Below are 18,021 nucleotides of genomic sequence, written 5' to 3'. Positions count from 1 at the left end.
ATGTCGATTGACTGGATCACGGTCGCAGCCCAAATCGTCAACTTTCTGATTCTGGTTTGGTTGCTGAAGCGCTTTCTCTACCGTCCAATTCTTGACGGTATTGACGCTCGCGAAGTGGAGATAGCCGACAGGATGTCTGAGGCGTTGCGCGTCCGAAAAAGGGCCGAAGCGGCAGAGACCGACTATCAGGATAAGCTTTCGGCGTTTAGCTCCGGCCAATCCGCGATGATAGATAGCATCCGTCAGAAGGCTGAGGAAGAACGCGACGAATTGTTGACGAGGGCCCGCGAAAGATTGGAGCGTGAACGGAAGGAACGGAATGAGCAGCGTGATGAGGAAGCCCAAAAATTTGCCGCCGAGTTGCGTCGGTTGGGGGCGGCGGCATTATTGTCTCTGACCCGCAAGGCACTCGGGGACTTGGCCGATGAGACATTGGAGGAGCGTTTAGTTATCCATGCCGCAAAGCGACTTGCCCCGATTTCCGAGGATCTACGCATGTCAGCCGTCGACAGCAACGAGGCTGTTGCGACCACCCACGCATCGCTGCCCCAAGGCGCACGTGATCGGTTGAAGGCGGATCTGCAGAATCTGCTCCCGGAGGTCACACTGCGCTTTGAGACCGACGCAGATCAGGCCCCAGGCTTGATCTTACGTTTGGGCGGCGCGCAGGTGGCTTGGACCGTAGACACCTACATTGATGGGCTCCATGCGCTGCTGGAAGAGGGGATTGCCAACAGCCGGATTACGAAAAGTACGAGTTGATGAACACAGAGGATGAGACAAGCTGCACCACCACGAACGAGATGATCCAGGCGCTGCTCGACATGCCTGCCCCCGTGCCCAAGCTGAGCGAACTCGGCATGGTCACAGAGGTCGGTGACGGGATCGCGATTGTAACTGGGTTAGCACGGGCGCTTTCGGAAGAGTTACTGGAATTTGCCTCCGGGGTTCGCGGCATCGTTTTCGATCTGGAGCCTGGACGCCTGGGTGTCGTTCTTCTTGGTCCGTCCGAGCGTGTGATGGTAGGCGAGGACGTGCGGCGCACCAACAAGGTGGCCAGCGTGCCGGTCGGACCAGCGCTCTTGGGCAGGGTCGTCGATGCCCTGGGCCGTCCTTGCGACGGCAAGGGGGTCATTGACGCGGCGACAGAACGTCCGATAGAGGTCGAGGCTCCCGCGATCCTGCATCGCTCTGCTGTTTCGCGGCCCTTGGCGACGGGCATCAAAGCAATTGATGCGGCGGTTCCAGTCGGACTTGGTCAGCGCGAACTGATCATTGGTGACAGGCAGACCGGCAAGACCTCTATCGCCGTCGATACGATCCTGAACCAGACCGGAACCGGTGTGCTCTGCATCTATTGTGCCATCGGTCAGCGCGGTGATGCTGTGGCTAGGGTCATTGGTGCCATCAGGGAAGGTGGGATGATGGAGAACACCGTCGTGATCTCCGTGGGAGACGAGGAGGCACCAGGCCTTTCCTACATCGCGCCCTTTGCGGCCATGTCGATTGCTGAAAGCTTTGCCGCGAAAGCACGCGATGTGCTCATCGTGATGGATGACCTGACCCACCACGCGCGATCTTACCGGGAGTTGTCGCTCCTATTGCGCCGCCCGCCAGGCCGGGAGGCCTTTCCGGGTGATATTTTCTATGTCCATGCCCGGCTGTTGGAACGGGCGGGGCAGTTCACCGCGCAGGCCGGTGGCGGGTCAATCACAGCGTTGCCGGTGGTCGAGACCCAGGCCGAAAATCTGTCGGCCTATATCCCCACGAACCTGATCTCGATTACGGACGGGCAGATCTATCTCTCGCCGCGCCTCGTGCGCAAGAATCAGTTTCCTGCCGTCGATCTGGGGATGTCGGTATCGCGCGTGGGCGGTAAGGCGCAAAGCCGCGTTTTCCGCGATGTCGCCGGAAACCTGCGCGTGACGCTGTCGCAATTCGAGGAGTTGGAGGAGTTCGCCCGCTTTGGCACGCGACTTGACGAGACCACCAAGGCGCGGCTTACCCGGGGTGCTTCAGTGCGCGCCGCACTTCGCCAGCCTGAACGTGATCCAATGTCTGCTGGCGAGCAACTTGCGATCCAGCTATCCGCAATGGAGGGGCTCTTCGATAATCTAGGGGAGGCGGATATAAATGCTGCCATGACGGCGGTCCGACGCGCGGTGCGTAGCGGTGCACGAGAGATTGAGGTGCACATCGCGGCAAACGAACCGCTGAGCGATGAGGATCGCGCGTGGATACTCGATGCTGCAAGAGATGCGATCACCCAGAAGACGGACAGTCATGGCCCAGACGCTTAAAACCCTGACCCGCAGTGTCGATACACTTAAAAGCATTCGGGGTATCGTGCACACGATGAAAACGCTCTCGGCCATCAATGCGTTTCCATACGAACAGGCTGCACGTTCCATAGGCGCCTATCTTGACACCGTCCTGGACGGTTTTCAGGCCTTCCTGCATCATAACGGACCGCTTGTTTTGACATCGCAGGAGAAGGCGGCGCAGGTCGTCATTACCTTCGGCTCGGACCACGGACTTTGCGGCAACTACAACGAGATCTTGGCCGACGAGGTGTCGAGGCAACTGCAACGACGTGCTCCGACGGACAGCGTCGTCCGCGTACTGTGTGTAGGCGCCCAGATGGAGGATGCGTTGACGGATTTGGGGGTGCAAGTCGAAAGCACGTTACTGCCTCCCGCCACGGCCGACGGACTCGGGCGGCTTGCGGGTGACCTAGTCACTCGTCTCGACGGCATCCGCCGCGACAGCCCGTTCGGTGACGTTGTGGTCACACTCGTCTTCACCGAGCGCTCCGCACACGGCCAGCAAATTCCGGTTGCGCGGCGCCTATTACCCCTCGAAGCCGAATTGATCGAAGACCTTGCCCATCGCGCCTGGAAATCTCGCAGTTTACCGGTTTTCAACTTACCGCCGGACAACCTGCTTGCTGGGCTGATCCGCGGCTATCTGTTTGCCAGTATGTTCCGCGCCGCAGCTGAAGCCTTGGTCACAGAAAACGCGGCCCGCCTTGCCCGGATGCAGCAAGCCGAACAATCCATCGATGAACGGCTGGAAATTCTGAATTCCGAAACCCGATCTGCTCGGCAAAGCGAAATTACTACCGAATTGCTGGACGTCATCATTGGGTACGAGGCTATTAAGGATCGAGATTGAAGACGCAATAAAAAGGCCACCCGGCTTTGATATGTATGGACGCGCCCGTCAGTGCCCGGACATCCAAGATCATGCGCCGGATCGAGGTGCCGGGGACGGTTCATCACGTTGCGACCACTCCGGATTCCCGCTTTGCAATGGCGAAGACAGCGACCGTTGATGTGGATCAATGCGCATGCGCAAAGAATAAAGGAGGGATGATTGACATTCGTTGGGCAATATTTAGTGCGAAAAGTTGTTGGTAAGATCTGGGAGCGTAGAAACCGACCCAGTGACCGATAGTAACTTACAAGGAGGATGAATTGATGAGACAGATTACTCTCGCGGTTTGTGTTGTTGCTGCAAGCGCCGCCGTTATATTGACAGGACCTGCCTTGGCCACGCAACATTCCGCCGGCAATCAATCCGGGACAAGCGGCATGATGGGCTCTGGCATGATGGGCTCTGGCATGATGGCGCCGGGGCTGATGATGCCAAGCATGGATGCGGACCGCGGCGGTCAGCTCTTTGCGAGCAAGGGATGCGTGGTGTGCCATGCGGTCAATGGGGTGGGTGGCGAAGATGCGCCGCCTCTGGACGCTGCGGGCATGCCAACACCCATGAATCCCTTCGATTTCGCCGCGAAGATGTGGCGCGGCGCTGAGGCAATGGTATATCTGCAGCGCGAGGAGCTCGGTGAGCAGATTGAGCTTGATGGAGACGAACTCGCGGATATCATTGCCTTTGTCCACGATGTTAAGGCGCAGAGCAAATTTTCTGAGGACGATATTCCTCCGCGGATAAAGGACCTTATCGGCCATGGTGGAGACGAGGATGAAGAGGGCGCCCACGACAAGGACTGACCGGACAAGAGGGGATGGAGGGTTGAAAAGACTCTTAGGAGGGGAAGTGGCAGATAAACGCGAACCAGTCTCGGTAGAGCGCAGCTAAGCCAATTTTCAATGCTGCTTTCTTATCGCGCCTCTTCGTCACGAAGCTTTCCAGGGCCTCGCCCTCATGGTCGACGGCTCGCTACACATAGTGCTGCTCACCGTTGATCTTCACAAACACCTCGTCCAGACGCCATCGCCAGAGGCTTGATTGCATGCCCTCGATCCGTCGCTTTCGGATCTCCGCCGCGAACATTGGTCCGAACCGCTGCCACCAAAAGCGGACTGTTTCGTGGCTGACATCGATGCCACGCTAGTGAAGGAGATCCTCCACGTTCCGTCGTGAGAGTGGGAAGCGAATGTACATCATGACCGCCAGGCGTATGATCTCGGGCGACGTATTGAAATAGCGAAAGGGGCTGCGTTTGGTCATGGCTAGGCGCTAGATGACCGCCTTGCCCGCTTCAACGCATTTTGCTCTGACAGGACACCCCTGAGCGCTTTTGGCGATAGGAGAAACTTATAAGGCCGCCCGCCCGCGGCATGATCCGAACACCGACATCACCCGCATGCCAGCGCCGTGCGGGGTCCATAAATGTCCACACATGACAGATCACACTGGCTTTGTTCAAGATATCCGCCTAATCGCTATCAGAGCAAAGCCAGTGTTCGGGCGCCTTAATGTTGTCCGGGAGCTTTGTCGCCGAATCTCCACAAGCAACCGCAATTTGTGAGTTGCTCATACCTCGTGTCTTTGAAAGATCAGTGCCTTTCACAGTCGAGCGGTACAAGTTAGCATTCTCAATGATCGCGCCCTCTAAATCTGCAAGGGTCAGGTCAGCGCGTGCAAGATTGCTTCGTCGTAGATCAGCTTGCCGAAGGTTCGCCTCACGGAACGAGGTTTCTTGAAAGTTTGCTTCGGCTAAATCCGTTTCTTGGAGATTCGCTCCACCAAAATCCGCTTGATGAAAATCAGCTTCAATAAGAGATGACTGCGTCATAATGGCATTGCGAAAACGCGCACGATAAGCGTGCGCGCGTGAAAAATCAGCTTTTATGAGATTTGCATTGTCGAACCGAGCACGGGAGAGATTTGCGCCTGCCAAGGAGGCATTGTCCAAATTTGCTCCAAGATAGTCGCTTCGGCTCAAATCTGCTCCCGTAAAAATTGCGCCGCCGAGATCTCTATTCTTCAAATGCAGGTGTCTTTTGTCACAACCAGTCCAGTCCACTCCTGCGCGCGGTGAGTCGGCACAGGCCGCCTTTGCCGTCGAGACATCGTAAAAGGTCACACCTATTAATATGACGAATAGAAACAAAGCGTGGGTCACATGCTTTTTCGGTTGTGCCCAGGCGCACAATCTGCGGCGTGTCAAATAATTTTTCTTTGCAATCGCCATGCAAAAACTCAAACGCTGGAAGTTATTGGGTGATAGATCTTCAGCCTATTGGTGCTGGCCGACAGCACAACTCCAATTTGCCACTCTAACATCGCAGCATCTGAATCAAAGAGCCAATAATCAAGTGTAAAATACCGGCCAGCCAACACCACGAAGAGGAATTTCAAGCCATATTGTCCAGACTGCCGTTTCCAAAACATTCCATTGGGGCTGTCAGTTAAACACAAACAGGGTGACCTTTAGGTTACCTGAGCCGAGTGTAAGCAAGTCACGGGCGCGTCCATACATGTCAATGCCTCTTGAAGTACTTAAATGGTAAACATTTTCTTATGTGCGGAGGGTGGCGGCCAGTACAAGCCCTCTCTACCTAAGTCCATCTGGCAGGACCCAAACACGTCATCGACGCCCTGTGCGGGCGTGACAGGAAAAGGTGCGTCCCCATGAAACTAGTGCAGTTCGATTTTGCCTATGACGGCCCCTTCGGCCCGGAGATGACCGAGGCCATGGACGGGCTCGCCCGGTCCATCCCGGACGAACCGGGCTTCATCTGGAAGATATGGACCGAGAACCAGGCCGAACGTGAGGCGGGCGGCATCTACCTGTTCGCCGACGAGGAATCCGCGCGGGACTACATCGCCAAGCATACAGCCCGGCTCAAGGAGTTCGGCATCGGGAACGTAAACGCCAAGGTCTTCGACGTGAACGGCCCCTTGACCGCAATCACCAAAGGGCCAGTGTGAGCGCACCACCGGATACACGACCCCATCCGCCCTGGCCCCGCATTTGACAGGGCCTGCAGTTCCCTTGGCCGTGCGACAGTGGTACGATTTCCCTGAATTTGGGGATTATCTGGTAAATGTTGACTAGATCAATGCCCTATCGGCGCCGCCCGACCAGACATACCGCGGACTAAAATCAAGGAGTGTCGCAGCGATGAATCTAAGGATGATATGCGCCGTGCGGGCGCTGGGTGTTGCCGTCCTCGGGGTGGTGGTCATGATAACTTCGGCAGCTCTGGCCGTCGAGCAGACCGAGTTGGGCGCCAAGGTATTCCGTAAGTGTCAAGCCTGCCACAGCCTGAAGCCGGAGGTCAATAAGATCGGACCTAGTTTGCATGGTGTCTTTGGTCGGCCGGCAGGGTCGCTCGATGGCTTCGCGTATTCCACCGCGATGAAGCAAGATGGCGCCATGTGGGATGCGGCGACGCTCGATACCTTCTTGGCCGATCCGGCCAAAGCGATACCTGGCAACAAGATGACATTCGGCGGTCTGCGCAGCGAGAAGGATCGCGCGACAGTGATCGCCTATTTGCAATCGATTTTGGGCACCGGCGCCGCGAGTGCCGAACCAACACAGATGGCCGAAACGCCGGCGGCCACGGCACCACAGGTGGCGGTTTCCGATCCATCCATTCCCGCCGGATATCTTGCCGACGTCAAGTACACGATGCGTACCGGAATCGCCGATGGCCGCATGGTTTATATCGGCTTTGGCGGCACTATTGATGGCGTCGTTAATCCCGAGTTGGTCGCCAGCGAAGGCGACATCGTGCAGTTGACGCTGATCAATGGCGAAGGTGCCGAGCACGACATCGTCTTCCCTGATCAAGGCGTGCAGTCGCAGCACGTCGTCAACAAAGGATCCAGTACGACGATCGCCTTCCGCGCCAAGGCGGCCGGCAGTTCGACTTATCTCTGCTCTCTACCGGGGCATCGTCTGGCGGGCATGGAGGGCAAGTTCACCGTCCAGCCCAAGGTCACCGAGCCGGTTGCCTCGGTCCCCGCGATCGGCCTGAGCGCGATGGCGCTACCACCGCCGATAGGCGAGCGCGGGCCAATGACTGTGCGTGTCGATCTCGAGGCGGTCGAGCTAGAAGGTCTGCTCGACGAGGGCACGACCTATCAGTACTGGACCTTCAATGGCACAGTGCCCGGGCCGTTCCTGCGCGTTCGCGTGGGCGATACCGTGCAGGTGCGTCTGAAGAACGACGAAAACTCGGCGATGATCCATTCCGTTGACTTCCATGCCACAACCGGCCCCGGTGGCGGCGCCGCTTACCTGCAGGTTGAACCAGGCTCCGAGAAGCAACTCGATTTCAAGGCTCTGGTGCCGGGCCTCTACGTCTATCACTGCGCCACGCCGATGGTGGCGCATCATATCACCAACGGCATGTACGGGTTGATTCTGGTGGAACCGGAAGGCGGTTTGCCGCCGGTCGACCGCGAGTTCTATGTCATGCAGGGTGAGATTTACACAGAGGCCGTCTTTGGCCAGCGCGGCAACCAGGAGTTCAGCGTCGAGAAGCTTCTCGCCGAGCGCCCGGAGTATTTCGTTTTCAATGGCGCGGTTGGGACGCTCACCAAACAGCAACCGCTGCAAGCCAAGCTTGGCGAGACCGTGCGTATCTTTATGGGTGTGGGCGGGCCGAACTTCACATCGTCCTTCCATGTGATCGGCGAGATTTTTGATCGTGTCTACACGATGGGCGATTTGATCAATCCGCCGCTGCAGGGGATTCAGACGGTGTCCGTGGCGCCTGGTGGGGCGGTGGCTGTCGAATTCAAGCTGGAGGTGCCCGGCCGCTACCTGCTGGTCGACCACGCACTCTCCCGTCTCGAACGCGGCCTCTTGGCCTTTCTCTTGGTCGAAGGTCCGGATCAACCGGAAATCTACAAGCCATACGACAAGAATCCCGAATAAAAGGCAGAAAGTCCGAACCCGCACCCGCGCTTTGGTCCCGGCCTACGTCACCTATTTGTTGACTGGGCGGCAGCCTTGCTCGGGCAATAGATCGTAGCCGACGCAGGCGCTTGCCAGGCGACTGACATCGGAGTTTGGATCGCCCAAATCGCCGAAACTACGGACCTCCGTCGGCCATGCCGACGCCACTGTGTAGCCTGCAAGACCTCACCTATTACTTGTCCTGCACACCTGATTGATGACTCAGATCGGCGGCGGCATTTTCTTCAAGTCCTCCAGAAACGCCTGCAGTGAGCCTAGGCAGTTGGCAGAAACCTTGCGGAGGCACAGCAAGCGCGCTGTTGAACTTGCTCGACATATTCTGAAACGCGATGAGTGCGGTTAATTCGATGATGGCGTCGTCATTGAAATATTTTTTCAATCGGCCGAAAACACCATCATCGACCCGCCGATCCGAGTGTGTCATCGCCTCCGCGTAATCAAGAACGACGCGTTCGCGCTCGTCGAACAATTCGCTATCGCGCCAGTGGTCCAGTGCTTCGACTTTGGCCACGCTCGCGCCACGCTTCATCAGCGTTGCCGAATTTAGGTCCACGCAGAACGCACACCAATTGATCTGCGATACCCGTACGGTGATGAGCGAGCGCAGAGCCGGCTCAATCGGAGATCGCCGACGATCGATCAGCCCATAGAGAATGGCCACGCCCAAGAACAGCCTGGGCGATCGCGTCCAGAGTAATGCGGCGTCCAGCACGCGGCCATATTTGCGTCGCTGGTTCCAAAAAAACGGACGCAAGTACCAAGGGTAACTAGAGATCGGCTTCGGCTCTATGCGCATCGGCAATTTCTCCAAATCACGGCTCAGTACGCCACTCCGGACAGTCCGTATTCCATCCCAGCTTCACCATTCATGAAGCGAGCGCCTCCAGGACCGCACATTCAGGGACGTCGTCGCCGGAACAGGACACCGCGGTCGTCGCGAGCACTTGCTCGATCCGCCGGAGATTTGCGATCTTTGCCCGCACGTCGGCAAGATGGCTTTCGGTTCGCGCTTTGACCTCGGCACAGGCCTGATTCCCGCTGTCGACCAGTTGAAGCAGGCCGCGGATTTTCTCGATCGCAAAGCCGAGTTCGCGGGCCCAAAGGATGAAGCGAAGAGGGCGGACGTGGCTTTTATCGTAGATACGGTAGCGGTGCTATTAGACAAATGCAAACCAGTCTCTGATGCGACAGTAGCGCTATCCTTTATGCCGAGCAGAGGCCGCGCCTCTCGGCGAGAGCAGCGGCACGGTTCAGCTTGAAGATGGCTCGCGAGGAAAGGCTGCGTTCTGTGTTGCAGATGTTATAGACGGAGGCATGGACGGCGGTGAACTTCTGCAGACTTCGCATTCGGCGAAATCTCAGCATCGCCCACTCCCGTCGTCGGAACGGCAGGTGTGAATTTTCCGCCCCGTTGTTTGCTCAACGGCCAGTTTTATGACGGTCTGCTACTCCGATCTCCCTGAGTGCAGCGCCGTACGAACGCAGCCGATCTGTCACGATTACCTCGGGGCGACCGTGCTTCCGCATCGCCTTTCTTAGGAATTTCAACGCGGCCTTTTTGTCCTGCGCCTTGGTAACGAAACTTTCGAGAACCTCACCCTTGTGGCCCACCGCCGCCAGAGGTAGTGCCGCTCTCCACAACCATAACTGGCGCACAACGCCAGAAATGACTGGAACTCTGCGGGCCAGAGAGCGTGGATGGACCTCCTGAGAGAGGAGGGACATGGGATGCGCTATCCGGGGATTGATAATCTAGCCGATCTGGAGAGAGCGGAACTGCAGGCTCTCTGGCAGCGTCTCTTCAAGCGCGAGGCGCCGGCCAAGATGCACCGGGAGACACTGCTGGCCTTCCTGGCCTATCGGCTGCAGGAACGGCAGGAGGGTGCACTCTCCAAAGCAGCGCAGATCCAACTCCGCCGTGCCGCCGAGACCTTAGGGCAGGGTAAGAGCTATCACCCCGAGGGCGCCCAGCCATACAAGCCGGGAACCCGCATCCTCCGGCGCTGGGGTGGAGAGCTGCGGGAGGTCACGGTCCTGGAGCGGGGCTATGCCTACCGCGGGGAGGTTTATCGTAGCCTCTCCCAAATTGCCCGGGAGATCACCGGCGTCCGCTGGAACGGGCCCGCCTTCTTCGGCTTGCGGAAGGGCAGGGGCTGATGAGCGGGCAACAGGTGACCTGCGCGGTCTACAGCCGCAAGTCCTCGGAGGAGGGCCTGGAGCAGGACTTCAATTCGCTGGACGCACAGCACGAGGCATGCCTTGCCTACATCGCCAGCCAGAAGCAGGAAGGCTGGGTCGCCAGTGAGCGGCGCTACGCTGACGGCGGTTTCTCCGGCGGCACGCTGGAGCGCCCCGGCATCAAGGCCCTGCTCGCCGATGTCTCGGCTGGTCTGGTGAAGGTGATCGTCGTCTACAAGGTCGATCGCCTGACCCGCGCACTCTCTGACTTTGCCCGCCTGGTCGAGCTTTTCGATGAGAAGGGTGTGTCCTTTGTCTCTGTCACCCAGCAGTTCAACACCACGACCTCCATGGGCAGGCTCACCCTTAATGTACTGCTGTCCTTTGCCCAGTTCGAGCGGGAGGTGACGGGCGAGCGCATCCGCGACAAGATCGCCGCCTCCAAGAAGCGGGGCCTGTGGATGGGTGGTAGGGTCCCGCTGGGCTATGACCCTAAGGGGCGCACGCTGGAGATCAATGAGGCTGAGGCAAAGACAGTCCAGCAGATCTATGAACGCTACCTGGCGTTGGGCTCTGTAAGGGCCCTGAAGGAGGAACTCGAGAGTGACGGCCTCAGGGGCAAGAACTGGGTCAATCGGAAGGGTGAGAGTGTAGGGGGTAAGGCCTTCAGCAGGGGGGCTCTCTACCATATCCTTAGAAACCCCCTCTACAGAGGGCGCATCCGCCACAAGGGTCTCCTGCACGATGGACTCCATGCCCCTATCATCGACCAGGCCCTCTGGAAGGCAGTGCAGCAGTTCCTGGAGGCCAACCGCCAAGGGGGCCGCCATCGACTGCGCGGGAGTGAACCCTATCCGCTGAGAGGCCTGCTGGTTGATCCCGGCGGCAGAGCCTTTACTACCTCTCATGCCGCCAAGGCCGGGCGGCGCTACCGCTACTACCTGGCGGCAGACAATTCCGCCCTCAACCAGGGCGGCAAGCGGCTACGGCTGCCGGCCGGTGAGATCGAAGGTGCGGTGCTGCGCGCAACCAAGCGTCATCTGAGCGACAGCATTCTATTGAATGAGAGCCTTGAGCTTGGTCTGGATCCGCATGCCTGCGAAAGGCTGCGCCCTGACATTGAAGCCTTCGGCGCGAAGCTCGACGAGGGATCCCAGACGCCCCGGTGGCAACAGCTAGTCCACCGGGTCGTATTAGAGGAAGAGCGCTTGTGCATTGAGTTGCGGGCGGACGCTGTTAGAGACGCTCTCAGCGCAGCGCTCAGCAAGGAGGCCGATACTTTCCAAGAAGAAACGTCTCCCAACGCCCGCATCTCGCTGGAAGAGCCGATCCGCCTGCAGCGCCGGGGTGCGGAGGTCTTTGTTATCACGCCGCAAGAGCCGCTGCGGCGAGGGGCGCCCGACCCTGCGCTGATCTCGGCGATTGCCAGAGCCCAGCGCTGGCGCGAGCAGTTGATCGCGGGCGAACGGCTAAGCCTGGAAGCCATTGCCGAGGCCGTAGGGCTCAGTCGCCGCTATGTCGGTCGCATCCTGCATCTGGCTTGTCTCGCCCCTGATATCGTCGAGGCCATTCTCTCCGGCCAACAGCGGCCGGAGCTTCTCCAGGAAGACCTGCTCAAGCGCCTGCCGATTGCCTGGGACGCGCAGCGCAGGCTGCTGGGATACGAACCTCTCTAAAGCCTCTCCAGCCTAACCCCGCGCAACCTCCCGAAAAGCAAACCGGACCTGGATTTGTCCGCGTAGAGATATCGCGCGAAGGAGGCCCCGGTTGCGGCCAGGATCCAGGCATCCCAAACCGCCGCAATGGCGGCGAATATCCGCTAAGCCTCGGAGATGTCGGGCTCTTTTGAGACAAGAACCGGGCGGGTGATTTCGGCTAGAAAGAATGGCGGAGGGGATGGGATTCGAACCCACGATACGAGTTTCCCCGTATAACGGTTTAGCAAACCGCCGCCTTCAGCCTCTCGGCCACCCCTCCGCAAAGCGAGGTGCATTCGACACGGCGTTTGCGGTTTGGGTTCTAGACACCGACCAGGGGCTTGTCAATCGCTCTCATGGGTGAACTAGGAGGCCAGAGCACCCTGTGAGTCCCTATTCTCCAAGAACCTCGATAATTGGCTACCCCGACGGGCAATAAAGGCTTCCAGGCGCGCAGGGTAATCGGCAGTCACAGCACCCTTGATCGAAGGTCTTTCAGCCAAGGCCTGCCGATAGGCAGTAACTTTTGGTAGCCCATCGAAAATGCCGAACTCAGCGATCTTATCGAAGCTGTCAAAATAACGGAAGATTGGCCCGAAAACCGCATCCACGAGGCTGAATTTCGCGCCGGCGAAGTAGGGGCCGTTGCCCAATTCCGCCTCCAGACGGGCGAACTTGTCGGCAAGCTTCTGCCGCATCTCCTTCAATCGCTCCGTATCGGGGGCATTATAGAATCCGCCGATGTCGTTGAGAATTGCCGATCCGTACTCGATAAAGCTGCGGGCCCTCGCTTTCTCCAGCGGGTCAGCCGGATGCAGAGACCCCTCCGTTACCTCGTCCAGGTACTCGCAGATGACTGCTGATTCAAAGAGGACCGAGTCGCCGACGATAAGCAGCGGCACGCGCCCCAACGGCGAAACCTTAGTGAACCAGTCTGGCTTGTTCGTCAGGTCGATCTGGACGCGTTCATAGTCGAAGTTCTTTTCGTCCAGCAGGATCGCCGCTCGCTGCACAAAAGGACAAAGGTGGTGGCTGACCAGCGTAAGACGGTCTGTCTTGAAAGATTGCATGATTCACTCCGCCAATAAAGATGCATTTGCATGTATATTGACGGAGTGCTCTATTTTGTCAAGTTCCATGCGTTTGCATATTTTGCTAAGGTACAAGGATGACCAAGCTGCCGAACCAAGAAACCATAGACGCCTGGGCGTTGTTGTTGCGCAGCCAACAGTCCGTCCTGGCCGCGGTAGAACATGACCTGAAGGCCGCCGGGTTTCCGCCGCTGTCGTGGTACGACATTCTGCTGGAGTTGAAGCGTGCCAGTCCCCGTTTGTTGACTGCGCGGGAGTTGGAGAAGGAGGTCCTGCTGCCGCAGTACAACATCTCGCGGCTGCTTGATCGGCTGGAGAAGGCCGGTTACCTGCTGCGCGAAGCGTCGCCCGACGACGGTAGAGCGAACCTTTTGCGCATGACGGAAGACGGGCGGGCGTTACTCAAACGAATGTGGCCCGCTTATGGAGTGGCCATTCAACGACGTATGGGAGATCGGTTGAGTTCAACGGAAATCACCAGCCTCGCAGCGGTGCTACGAAGGCTGGTGGACCGCAAGGCGAGCACTTGAAGCGAATACTCGGTCAGGCGGGAACCGCCATGCCTCGTTGCACTGCCGGACGGCTGCCGATGGCATTGTACCAGCGCAAGACGTTCGGAAAATCGCTTAAGTCGATCCCTTGCCACTCATGACGCGCCGCCCAGGGATAGGTCGCGATATCGGCGATGGAGTAAGCGCCCGCCAAGAACTCAGCCTCACCGAGGCGTTTATCCAGAACGCCATAAAGCCGCCGGGATTCGTTAGTATAGCGATCAATGGCGTAGGGAATTTTCTCCTTGGCGAAGCGCCGGAAATGGTGCGCCTGCCCAAGCATCGGGCCGAAACCGCCCATCTGCCACATCAACCACTGCAGGCATAGACTGCGTCCCGCGGGGTCGGTTGGCAACAGCTGCCCGTGCTTTTCGGCCAGATAAATCAGGATGGCGCCGGTTTCGAAAACCGAAATCGGTTTGCCGTCGGGGCCATCGCTGTCGACGAGCGCCGGAATCTTATTGTTCGGGCTGATCTTCAGAAAATCAGGTGCGAACTGTTCGTCTTTAGTGATGTTGATGGGCACGGTGTCATAGGAGAGGCCGAGCTCCTCAAGCATGATCGAGGCCTTACGGCCATTGGGCGTGCCCCAGGTGTATAGTGTAATGGACATGAGCTCCTTTCAGGCCGCCGAATCTGTGCGGCTAATGCATGGAATTTTCATCAATCGATAGGGTGGCTGACTGTCAGATATGGCAGCCCGCTAAGCCACGTTTTGCCAGGTACTGCTGATGATACTCCTCGGCTGCGTAGAATGTGGCCGCGGGAACGATCTGAGTGGCAATGGGTCTACGGAAAACTTTGTCGTTCTCAAGCTTCTGCTTGAAGGCCCGTGCCGCAGCTTCCTGTTCCGGTGAATGATAGAAGATCGCGGAACGATACTGCGTCCCCACGTCGGGGCCTTGACGATCGACCTGTGTCGGGTCGTGTAGGGCAAAAAAATCGTGCAGCAGATCCTCGTAACTGACCAAGGCTGCGTCGAAGGTGATTTCTATCGCCTCGGCGTGGCCCGTCCGGCCGCTGCACACTAGCTTGTAGTCAGGGTTTTCGGTTTGTCCACCAGTGTAGCCGACGCGCGTGGACTTCACGCCCTTGACGGCGCGGAAGAACTCCTCCACGCCCCAAAAACAGCCAGCCGCAAAGGTTGCCTTTTCCATATTGTAATCCTCCAACTGAGATTATGCCTGTCAATGTAGGTGTGCATAGGCGGTTGGTCCAGAAGCTGCACGAAAATGTGCTTTACCCTTGCTTTGGCCTCGGAAAAGCATCACATCTGGGGGATAAGGCTGGGGTGCCGACGGATCGGCCCATGTTGAGATCCGAGCGGCTGAGATCAAACCCACCGAACCTGCTCTGGGTCATGCCAGCGAAGGGAGCCATCTGCCGTCGATGTCTATAAATGAAAAATCTTCGAATATCGCGCAACGCGCTCCGCTTTCGGTTGGGGTCGTCGGTGCGGGCGTGAGCGGCCTTTCGCTGGCCTGGGGACTGGCGAACAAGGGCTGCAAGGTCACGGTGTTCGATAGCGGAGAAGCGGGTCGAGGCGCCACCTGGGCGGCGGCCGGAATGTTGGCTGCCGGCGTTGAGGTAGAGCCAGGTGAGGAATCGCTATGGGCCCTCAATCGTCGTGCCCAGGAGCTATGGCCTGCGTTCCGTAGAGAGCTCGAACAAGCCAGCGGCCATGATATCGGCTACCGGGATCAGGGCACGCTGGTGGTGGCGACCAACCGCGACGATCTTGAGCAGCTCCGCTTTTCCTACGAGTTTCAACGCCGCTTGGGTGTGCAGTTGACCTGGTTGAATGGTCTGGATGCGCGGCGGATGGAGCCCTATCTGCGTCCGGGAATCGCAGGTGCGGTCTTCAGCCCGAACGATCATCAGGTGGATAACAGGAAACTTGCGGCAGCCTTGAAGCAGGCGGCGTTGAAGGCGGGCGTGCGATTGCACGAGAACTGCCGGGTGGAGCGCTTGGTGATCGAAGCGGGCAAGGCTTGCGGCCTGATGGTGGACAGTACGGTGCAGAGCTTTGACCGGATCGTCATTGCGACCGGCGCTTGGGTGCGTCACCTGCCGGGCTTGCCGGAGACCGCCCGTCCACCGGTGCGGCCGGTGAAGGGGCAGATGTTGGCGCTGCAAATGGATCCTGAGCAGCCGCTCCTTCGTCATGTGATCTGGGCACCCAAGTTGTACCTGGTGCCGCGCAACGACGGACGGCTGATTATCGGCGCCACGGTGGAGGAGAAGGGTTTTGATGACACCCTGACGGCAGGTGGGATGTTGGCTCTGCTGGAGGGGGCTTGGCGCGCGGTTCCGGGTATCGAGGAGTTACCGATAGCGGAAACCTGGGTAGGGCATCGTCCGACCAGTAGAGACGATGCGCCAATCTTTGGGCCGGTCCGGGAGGTTGCCGGGTTGCACATGGCGACAGGGCACCACAGGAACGGCATCTTGCTAACACCTGTCACGGCAGAGGCAATGACACACAGCGTAATAGAAGGAAGCCTACCTGACTGGGCTGCCGAATTCAGCCTTGATAGATTCGCTAAATCACCACACGAGCGAGACAAGACTACAGGGTCGATACAGGGCACGCTGGCGCCGATCGGATCGAGGAGTGGGATATGAGCTGTAGCCTGACCATAAACGGTGAAACGCGCTCAGTGGATGCCGACAGCATTTGGAAACTGCTACAGGGTGAGGGGCTAAATCCCGAAACTCGCGGTCTAGCGGTTGCGCTCAACGGTGCGGTATTGCCGCGTGGGCGTTGGCAGGAAACCAAACCCAGCGCGGGCGACGCCATCGAGATAGTCAAACCCGCCGCCGGCGGCTAAGGACCAGGAGACCAATGACGCAGTCGACGAAGCCATTGATCATTGCCGGAGAAACCCTGGAATCACGCCTGTTCGTAGGTACCGCGGGCTATCCGAATCAGGACATTCTGCTGCGTTCGCTGAAGGCCAGCGCTTGCGAGATGGTCACCTTGTCGATCCGCCGCGTGAGCCTTGAGGGCTATGCGGAGAGCCTCGTTGATCTGCTTGGCGGCCGCTATCGTTTGTTGCCCAATACGGCAGGCTGCACCACGGTCAAGGACGCGGTCTTGACGGCTGAACTTGCGCGCGAAGCGTTGGAGACAAACTGGGTCAAGCTTGAACTTATCGGCGACCGTGAAACCTTGTACCCGGACGTTGATCAGCTCGTCGTTGCTGCGGCTGAGTTGGTGGAGAAGGGATTTGTGGTGCTACCCTATTGCAACGATGATCCCGTGATATGCCAGAAGCTCGCGGACGTCGGCTGCGCCGCTGTAATGCCATTGGGCTCCCTTATTGGTTCCGGGCAGGGCATTGCCAATCCCGGCATGATCGAGATGATTTGCAAACGCAGCAGTGTTCCGGTGGTGCTGGACGCGGGTCTGGGGACGGCATCTGAAGCGGCGTTGGCGATGGAACTGGGATGCGATGCGGTCCTTGTCAATTCCGCCATAGCTAAATCGCAAAATCCGCTGGCCATGGCACAGGCTTTCAGGTTTGGCGTGGAGGCAGGGTTCCAAGCCAGGGAAGCCGGGCGGATTCCCAAGCGCCGCTTTGCCGAGGCTTCGAGCCCGCAACTGGGTCTGATCGGCGGATAAGTGCATGCCAAGCGAGGCTTTCGGTCCAACTGAAACCGGCACGGTTGCCGGCGTGCGCCGCAATTTGCCTTTGCCGCCTATTCTTGTCATCAGCGACCGAAAACAGGCGGCAGTATCACTGGCTGAAGTTGCTTCCGCCCTTTTTTCCGCCGGTTGTCGCTGGTTCTCGATCAGAGAAAAGGATTTGCCGACAGAGGCGCTGGAACGTGAGGTTCAGGCGTTGAAGCCGATGGCTGTCGCGGCGCGCGCGCGACTGTCCCTTCATGGCTCAGCGCAGCTTGCGCGATCGTTGGAAATGGATGCGCTGCATTTGCCGAGCGGTTCCGATGTCTTGGAAGCGCGAAGGTTGATGGGGCAGGGTGCATTGATTGGCTTATCTCTTCATATCGGAGACCGCCTTCTACCTGCGCAGCAGGCAGCTCTTGATTATGCGACGCTTAGCCCGATTTTCCCGAGCGCCAGTAAGCCCGGTTACGGTCTGGAAGCAAGGCTTTCGGAATTCCAGGATGTTGCGGAGCACATGGACCTGCCCTTGTTGGCGCTTGGGGGTGTTGAAACGGCGGCCAGGGCCGGGCAATGCCGGGACTATGGCGCAAGCGGGATTGCCGTGATGGGGGCGATCATGCGCAGTTCCGACCCAGGGCCGGTTTTCCGGGAGTTTCTGGAAGCTTGGGAGGCGCAGCGCTAGCACTGC

General features: G+C 58.5%; 21 protein-coding genes, 1 tRNA gene and 1 riboswitch. Of the genes, 13 read left to right on the top strand and 9 right to left on the bottom strand.

Going from position 1 to position 18,021, the window contains the following annotated elements; genetic code table 11:
• The 4 genes from ABIE63_RS00690 (at position 1) to ABIE63_RS00675 (ending at position 4,016) form a co-directional block, all read left to right on the top strand.
• Complete coding sequence (locus ABIE63_RS00690) at positions 1–762, top strand: hypothetical protein (protein ID WP_354501818.1); 762 nt, start codon at positions 1–3, stop codon at positions 760–762.
• Entirely contained in the window at positions 762–2,300 is a 1,539-nt protein-coding gene (locus ABIE63_RS00685; protein ID WP_354501816.1) for a F0F1 ATP synthase subunit alpha, read from the top strand. The genes ABIE63_RS00690 and ABIE63_RS00685 overlap by 1 nt, the downstream gene beginning before the upstream one ends.
• Entirely contained in the window at positions 2,284–3,174 is an 891-nt protein-coding gene (locus ABIE63_RS00680; protein WP_354501813.1) for a FoF1 ATP synthase subunit gamma, read from the top strand. Before ABIE63_RS00685 ends, ABIE63_RS00680 begins: the two co-directional genes overlap by 17 nt.
• A 305-nt stretch (positions 3,175–3,479) precedes the next feature.
• Positions 3,480–4,016, top strand: coding sequence for a c-type cytochrome (locus ABIE63_RS00675; protein ID WP_354501810.1), 537 nt, complete (start codon positions 3,480–3,482; stop codon positions 4,014–4,016).
• Positions 4,017–4,684: 668 nt separating this feature from the next.
• Here the strand turns inward: ABIE63_RS00675 and ABIE63_RS00670 are convergent.
• Positions 4,685–5,443 carry a pentapeptide repeat-containing protein gene (locus ABIE63_RS00670; RefSeq protein ID WP_354501807.1) on the bottom strand — a complete coding sequence of 253 codons (759 nt, stop codon included), beginning with the start codon at positions 5,441–5,443 and terminating at the stop codon, positions 4,685–4,687.
• 440 nt (positions 5,444–5,883) lie between these two features.
• Between ABIE63_RS00670 and ABIE63_RS00665 the strand changes: the two genes are divergently transcribed.
• Together ABIE63_RS00665 and nirK are read left to right on the top strand one after the other, a co-directional pair.
• Positions 5,884–6,183, top strand: coding sequence for a monooxygenase (locus ABIE63_RS00665; protein ID WP_354501805.1), 300 nt, complete (start codon positions 5,884–5,886; stop codon positions 6,181–6,183).
• 193 nt (positions 6,184–6,376) lie between these two features.
• Positions 6,377–8,143, top strand: coding sequence for a copper-containing nitrite reductase (nirK, locus tag ABIE63_RS00660; protein ID WP_354501802.1), 1,767 nt, complete (start codon positions 6,377–6,379; stop codon positions 8,141–8,143).
• Between the two features lie 214 nt (positions 8,144–8,357).
• Here nirK and ABIE63_RS00655 read toward each other — a convergent pair whose 3' ends face one another.
• The 4 genes from ABIE63_RS00655 to ABIE63_RS00640 all read right to left on the bottom strand — a co-directional run bounded on the left by ABIE63_RS00655 (position 8,358) and on the right by ABIE63_RS00640 (position 9,910).
• The gene (locus tag ABIE63_RS00655) at positions 8,358–8,981 is read right to left on the bottom strand and encodes a carboxymuconolactone decarboxylase family protein (RefSeq protein ID WP_354501799.1); all 624 of its coding nucleotides are present in this window, start codon (positions 8,979–8,981) and stop codon (positions 8,358–8,360) included.
• Between the two features lie 70 nt (positions 8,982–9,051).
• Positions 9,052–9,327 (bottom strand): MerR family DNA-binding protein, encoded by a 276-nt coding sequence (locus ABIE63_RS00650; protein ID WP_354502874.1) that lies wholly within the window; start codon positions 9,325–9,327, stop codon positions 9,052–9,054.
• A gap of 61 nt (positions 9,328–9,388) precedes the next feature.
• Complete coding sequence (locus ABIE63_RS00645; protein WP_354501796.1) at positions 9,389–9,550, bottom strand: hypothetical protein; 162 nt, start codon at positions 9,548–9,550, stop codon at positions 9,389–9,391.
• Between the two features lie 54 nt (positions 9,551–9,604).
• Complete coding sequence (locus ABIE63_RS00640) at positions 9,605–9,910, bottom strand: DDE-type integrase/transposase/recombinase (RefSeq protein WP_354501793.1); 306 nt, start codon at positions 9,908–9,910, stop codon at positions 9,605–9,607.
• Here ABIE63_RS00640 and ABIE63_RS00635 point away from each other — a divergent pair.
• Positions 9,884–10,342 carry a DUF2924 domain-containing protein gene (locus tag ABIE63_RS00635; RefSeq protein WP_354501790.1) on the top strand — a complete coding sequence of 153 codons (459 nt, stop codon included), beginning with the start codon at positions 9,884–9,886 and terminating at the stop codon, positions 10,340–10,342. The two genes, ABIE63_RS00640 and ABIE63_RS00635, sit on opposite strands and share 27 nt — an antisense overlap.
• Positions 10,342–12,039, top strand: coding sequence for a recombinase family protein (locus ABIE63_RS00630; RefSeq protein ID WP_354501787.1), 1,698 nt, complete (start codon positions 10,342–10,344; stop codon positions 12,037–12,039). Before ABIE63_RS00635 ends, ABIE63_RS00630 begins: the two co-directional genes overlap by 1 nt.
• A 209-nt stretch (positions 12,040–12,248) precedes the next feature.
• On the opposite strand, the gene ABIE63_RS00625 is transcribed toward ABIE63_RS00630, so the two are convergent.
• Both ABIE63_RS00625 and ABIE63_RS00620 read right to left on the bottom strand, forming a co-directional pair.
• Positions 12,249–12,340: transfer RNA gene (locus tag ABIE63_RS00625), tRNA-Ser, on the bottom strand.
• Between the two features lie 85 nt (positions 12,341–12,425).
• The gene (locus ABIE63_RS00620) at positions 12,426–13,130 is read right to left on the bottom strand and encodes a glutathione S-transferase family protein (protein WP_354501784.1); all 705 of its coding nucleotides are present in this window, start codon (positions 13,128–13,130) and stop codon (positions 12,426–12,428) included.
• A 98-nt stretch (positions 13,131–13,228) separates the two neighbouring features.
• On the opposite strand from ABIE63_RS00620, the gene ABIE63_RS00615 reads away from it, so the two are divergent.
• Positions 13,229–13,681, top strand: coding sequence for a MarR family transcriptional regulator (locus ABIE63_RS00615; RefSeq protein ID WP_354501781.1), 453 nt, complete (start codon positions 13,229–13,231; stop codon positions 13,679–13,681).
• Positions 13,682–13,694: 13 nt separating this feature from the next.
• On the opposite strand, the gene ABIE63_RS00610 is transcribed toward ABIE63_RS00615, so the two are convergent.
• Both ABIE63_RS00610 and msrA read right to left on the bottom strand, forming a co-directional pair.
• Positions 13,695–14,315: a glutathione S-transferase N-terminal domain-containing protein gene (locus tag ABIE63_RS00610; protein WP_354501779.1), complete on the bottom strand. Its 621-nt coding sequence runs from the start codon at positions 14,313–14,315 to the stop codon at positions 13,695–13,697.
• A gap of 73 nt (positions 14,316–14,388) precedes the next feature.
• A complete protein-coding gene (msrA, locus tag ABIE63_RS00605; protein ID WP_183415310.1) occupies positions 14,389–14,859 on the bottom strand; it encodes a peptide-methionine (S)-S-oxide reductase MsrA in 471 nt (156 codons plus the stop codon).
• 120 nt (positions 14,860–14,979) lie between these two features.
• A riboswitch (TPP riboswitch) is annotated at positions 14,980–15,094 on the top strand.
• Between msrA and thiO the strand changes: the two genes are divergently transcribed.
• The 4 genes from thiO (at position 15,092) to ABIE63_RS00585 (ending at position 18,015) form a co-directional block, all read left to right on the top strand.
• Positions 15,092–16,327: a glycine oxidase ThiO gene (gene thiO, locus ABIE63_RS00600; protein ID WP_354501776.1), complete on the top strand. Its 1,236-nt coding sequence runs from the start codon at positions 15,092–15,094 to the stop codon at positions 16,325–16,327. Its footprint overlaps the riboswitch before it by 3 nt.
• Positions 16,324–16,533, top strand: coding sequence for a sulfur carrier protein ThiS (gene thiS, locus ABIE63_RS00595; RefSeq protein ID WP_354501774.1), 210 nt, complete (start codon positions 16,324–16,326; stop codon positions 16,531–16,533). Before thiO ends, thiS begins: the two co-directional genes overlap by 4 nt.
• A 14-nt stretch (positions 16,534–16,547) precedes the next feature.
• Positions 16,548–17,327 (top strand): thiazole synthase, encoded by a 780-nt coding sequence (locus ABIE63_RS00590; protein WP_354501771.1) that lies wholly within the window; start codon positions 16,548–16,550, stop codon positions 17,325–17,327.
• A 4-nt stretch (positions 17,328–17,331) separates the two neighbouring features.
• Complete coding sequence (locus ABIE63_RS00585) at positions 17,332–18,015, top strand: thiamine phosphate synthase (protein ID WP_354501768.1); 684 nt, start codon at positions 17,332–17,334, stop codon at positions 18,013–18,015.
• The last annotated feature ends 6 nt before the right edge of the window (positions 18,016–18,021 follow it).

Origin of the sequence: Limibacillus sp. MBR-115 (assembly GCF_040549425.1) — a bacterium.
GTDB classification, from domain to species: domain Bacteria; phylum Pseudomonadota; class Alphaproteobacteria; order Kiloniellales; family CECT-8803; genus Limibacillus; species Limibacillus halophilus.
Note: the sequence above shows the minus strand (reverse complement) of the source record. Positions and strands in the feature narration are given on the sequence as shown.

Coding starts and splice junctions, on each gene's coding strand:
- thiS (WP_354501774.1), top strand. CDS start 16,324: ATGAGCTGTAGCCTGACCATAAACGGTGAAACGCGCTCAGTGGATGCC.
- ABIE63_RS00635 (WP_354501790.1), top strand. CDS start 9,884: ATGGACCTCCTGAGAGAGGAGGGACATGGGATGCGCTATCCGGGGATT.
- ABIE63_RS00675 (WP_354501810.1), top strand. CDS start 3,480: ATGAGACAGATTACTCTCGCGGTTTGTGTTGTTGCTGCAAGCGCCGCC.
- thiO (WP_354501776.1), top strand. CDS start 15,092: ATGTCTATAAATGAAAAATCTTCGAATATCGCGCAACGCGCTCCGCTT.
- nirK (WP_354501802.1), top strand. CDS start 6,377: ATGAATCTAAGGATGATATGCGCCGTGCGGGCGCTGGGTGTTGCCGTC.
- ABIE63_RS00615 (WP_354501781.1), top strand. CDS start 13,229: ATGACCAAGCTGCCGAACCAAGAAACCATAGACGCCTGGGCGTTGTTG.
- ABIE63_RS00610 (WP_354501779.1), bottom strand. CDS start 14,315: ATGTCCATTACACTATACACCTGGGGCACGCCCAATGGCCGTAAGGCC.
- ABIE63_RS00670 (WP_354501807.1), bottom strand. CDS start 5,443: ATGGCGATTGCAAAGAAAAATTATTTGACACGCCGCAGATTGTGCGCC.
- ABIE63_RS00620 (WP_354501784.1), bottom strand. CDS start 13,130: ATGCAATCTTTCAAGACAGACCGTCTTACGCTGGTCAGCCACCACCTT.
- ABIE63_RS00680 (WP_354501813.1), top strand. CDS start 2,284: ATGGCCCAGACGCTTAAAACCCTGACCCGCAGTGTCGATACACTTAAA.
- ABIE63_RS00685 (WP_354501816.1), top strand. CDS start 762: ATGAACACAGAGGATGAGACAAGCTGCACCACCACGAACGAGATGATC.
- ABIE63_RS00590 (WP_354501771.1), top strand. CDS start 16,548: ATGACGCAGTCGACGAAGCCATTGATCATTGCCGGAGAAACCCTGGAA.
- msrA (WP_183415310.1), bottom strand. CDS start 14,859: ATGGAAAAGGCAACCTTTGCGGCTGGCTGTTTTTGGGGCGTGGAGGAG.
- ABIE63_RS00630 (WP_354501787.1), top strand. CDS start 10,342: ATGAGCGGGCAACAGGTGACCTGCGCGGTCTACAGCCGCAAGTCCTCG.
- ABIE63_RS00655 (WP_354501799.1), bottom strand. CDS start 8,981: ATGCGCATAGAGCCGAAGCCGATCTCTAGTTACCCTTGGTACTTGCGT.
- ABIE63_RS00665 (WP_354501805.1), top strand. CDS start 5,884: ATGAAACTAGTGCAGTTCGATTTTGCCTATGACGGCCCCTTCGGCCCG.
- ABIE63_RS00645 (WP_354501796.1), bottom strand. CDS start 9,550: ATGCTGAGATTTCGCCGAATGCGAAGTCTGCAGAAGTTCACCGCCGTC.
- ABIE63_RS00585 (WP_354501768.1), top strand. CDS start 17,332: ATGCCAAGCGAGGCTTTCGGTCCAACTGAAACCGGCACGGTTGCCGGC.
- ABIE63_RS00690 (WP_354501818.1), top strand. CDS start 1: ATGTCGATTGACTGGATCACGGTCGCAGCCCAAATCGTCAACTTTCTG.
- ABIE63_RS00640 (WP_354501793.1), bottom strand. CDS start 9,910: ATGTCCCTCCTCTCTCAGGAGGTCCATCCACGCTCTCTGGCCCGCAGA.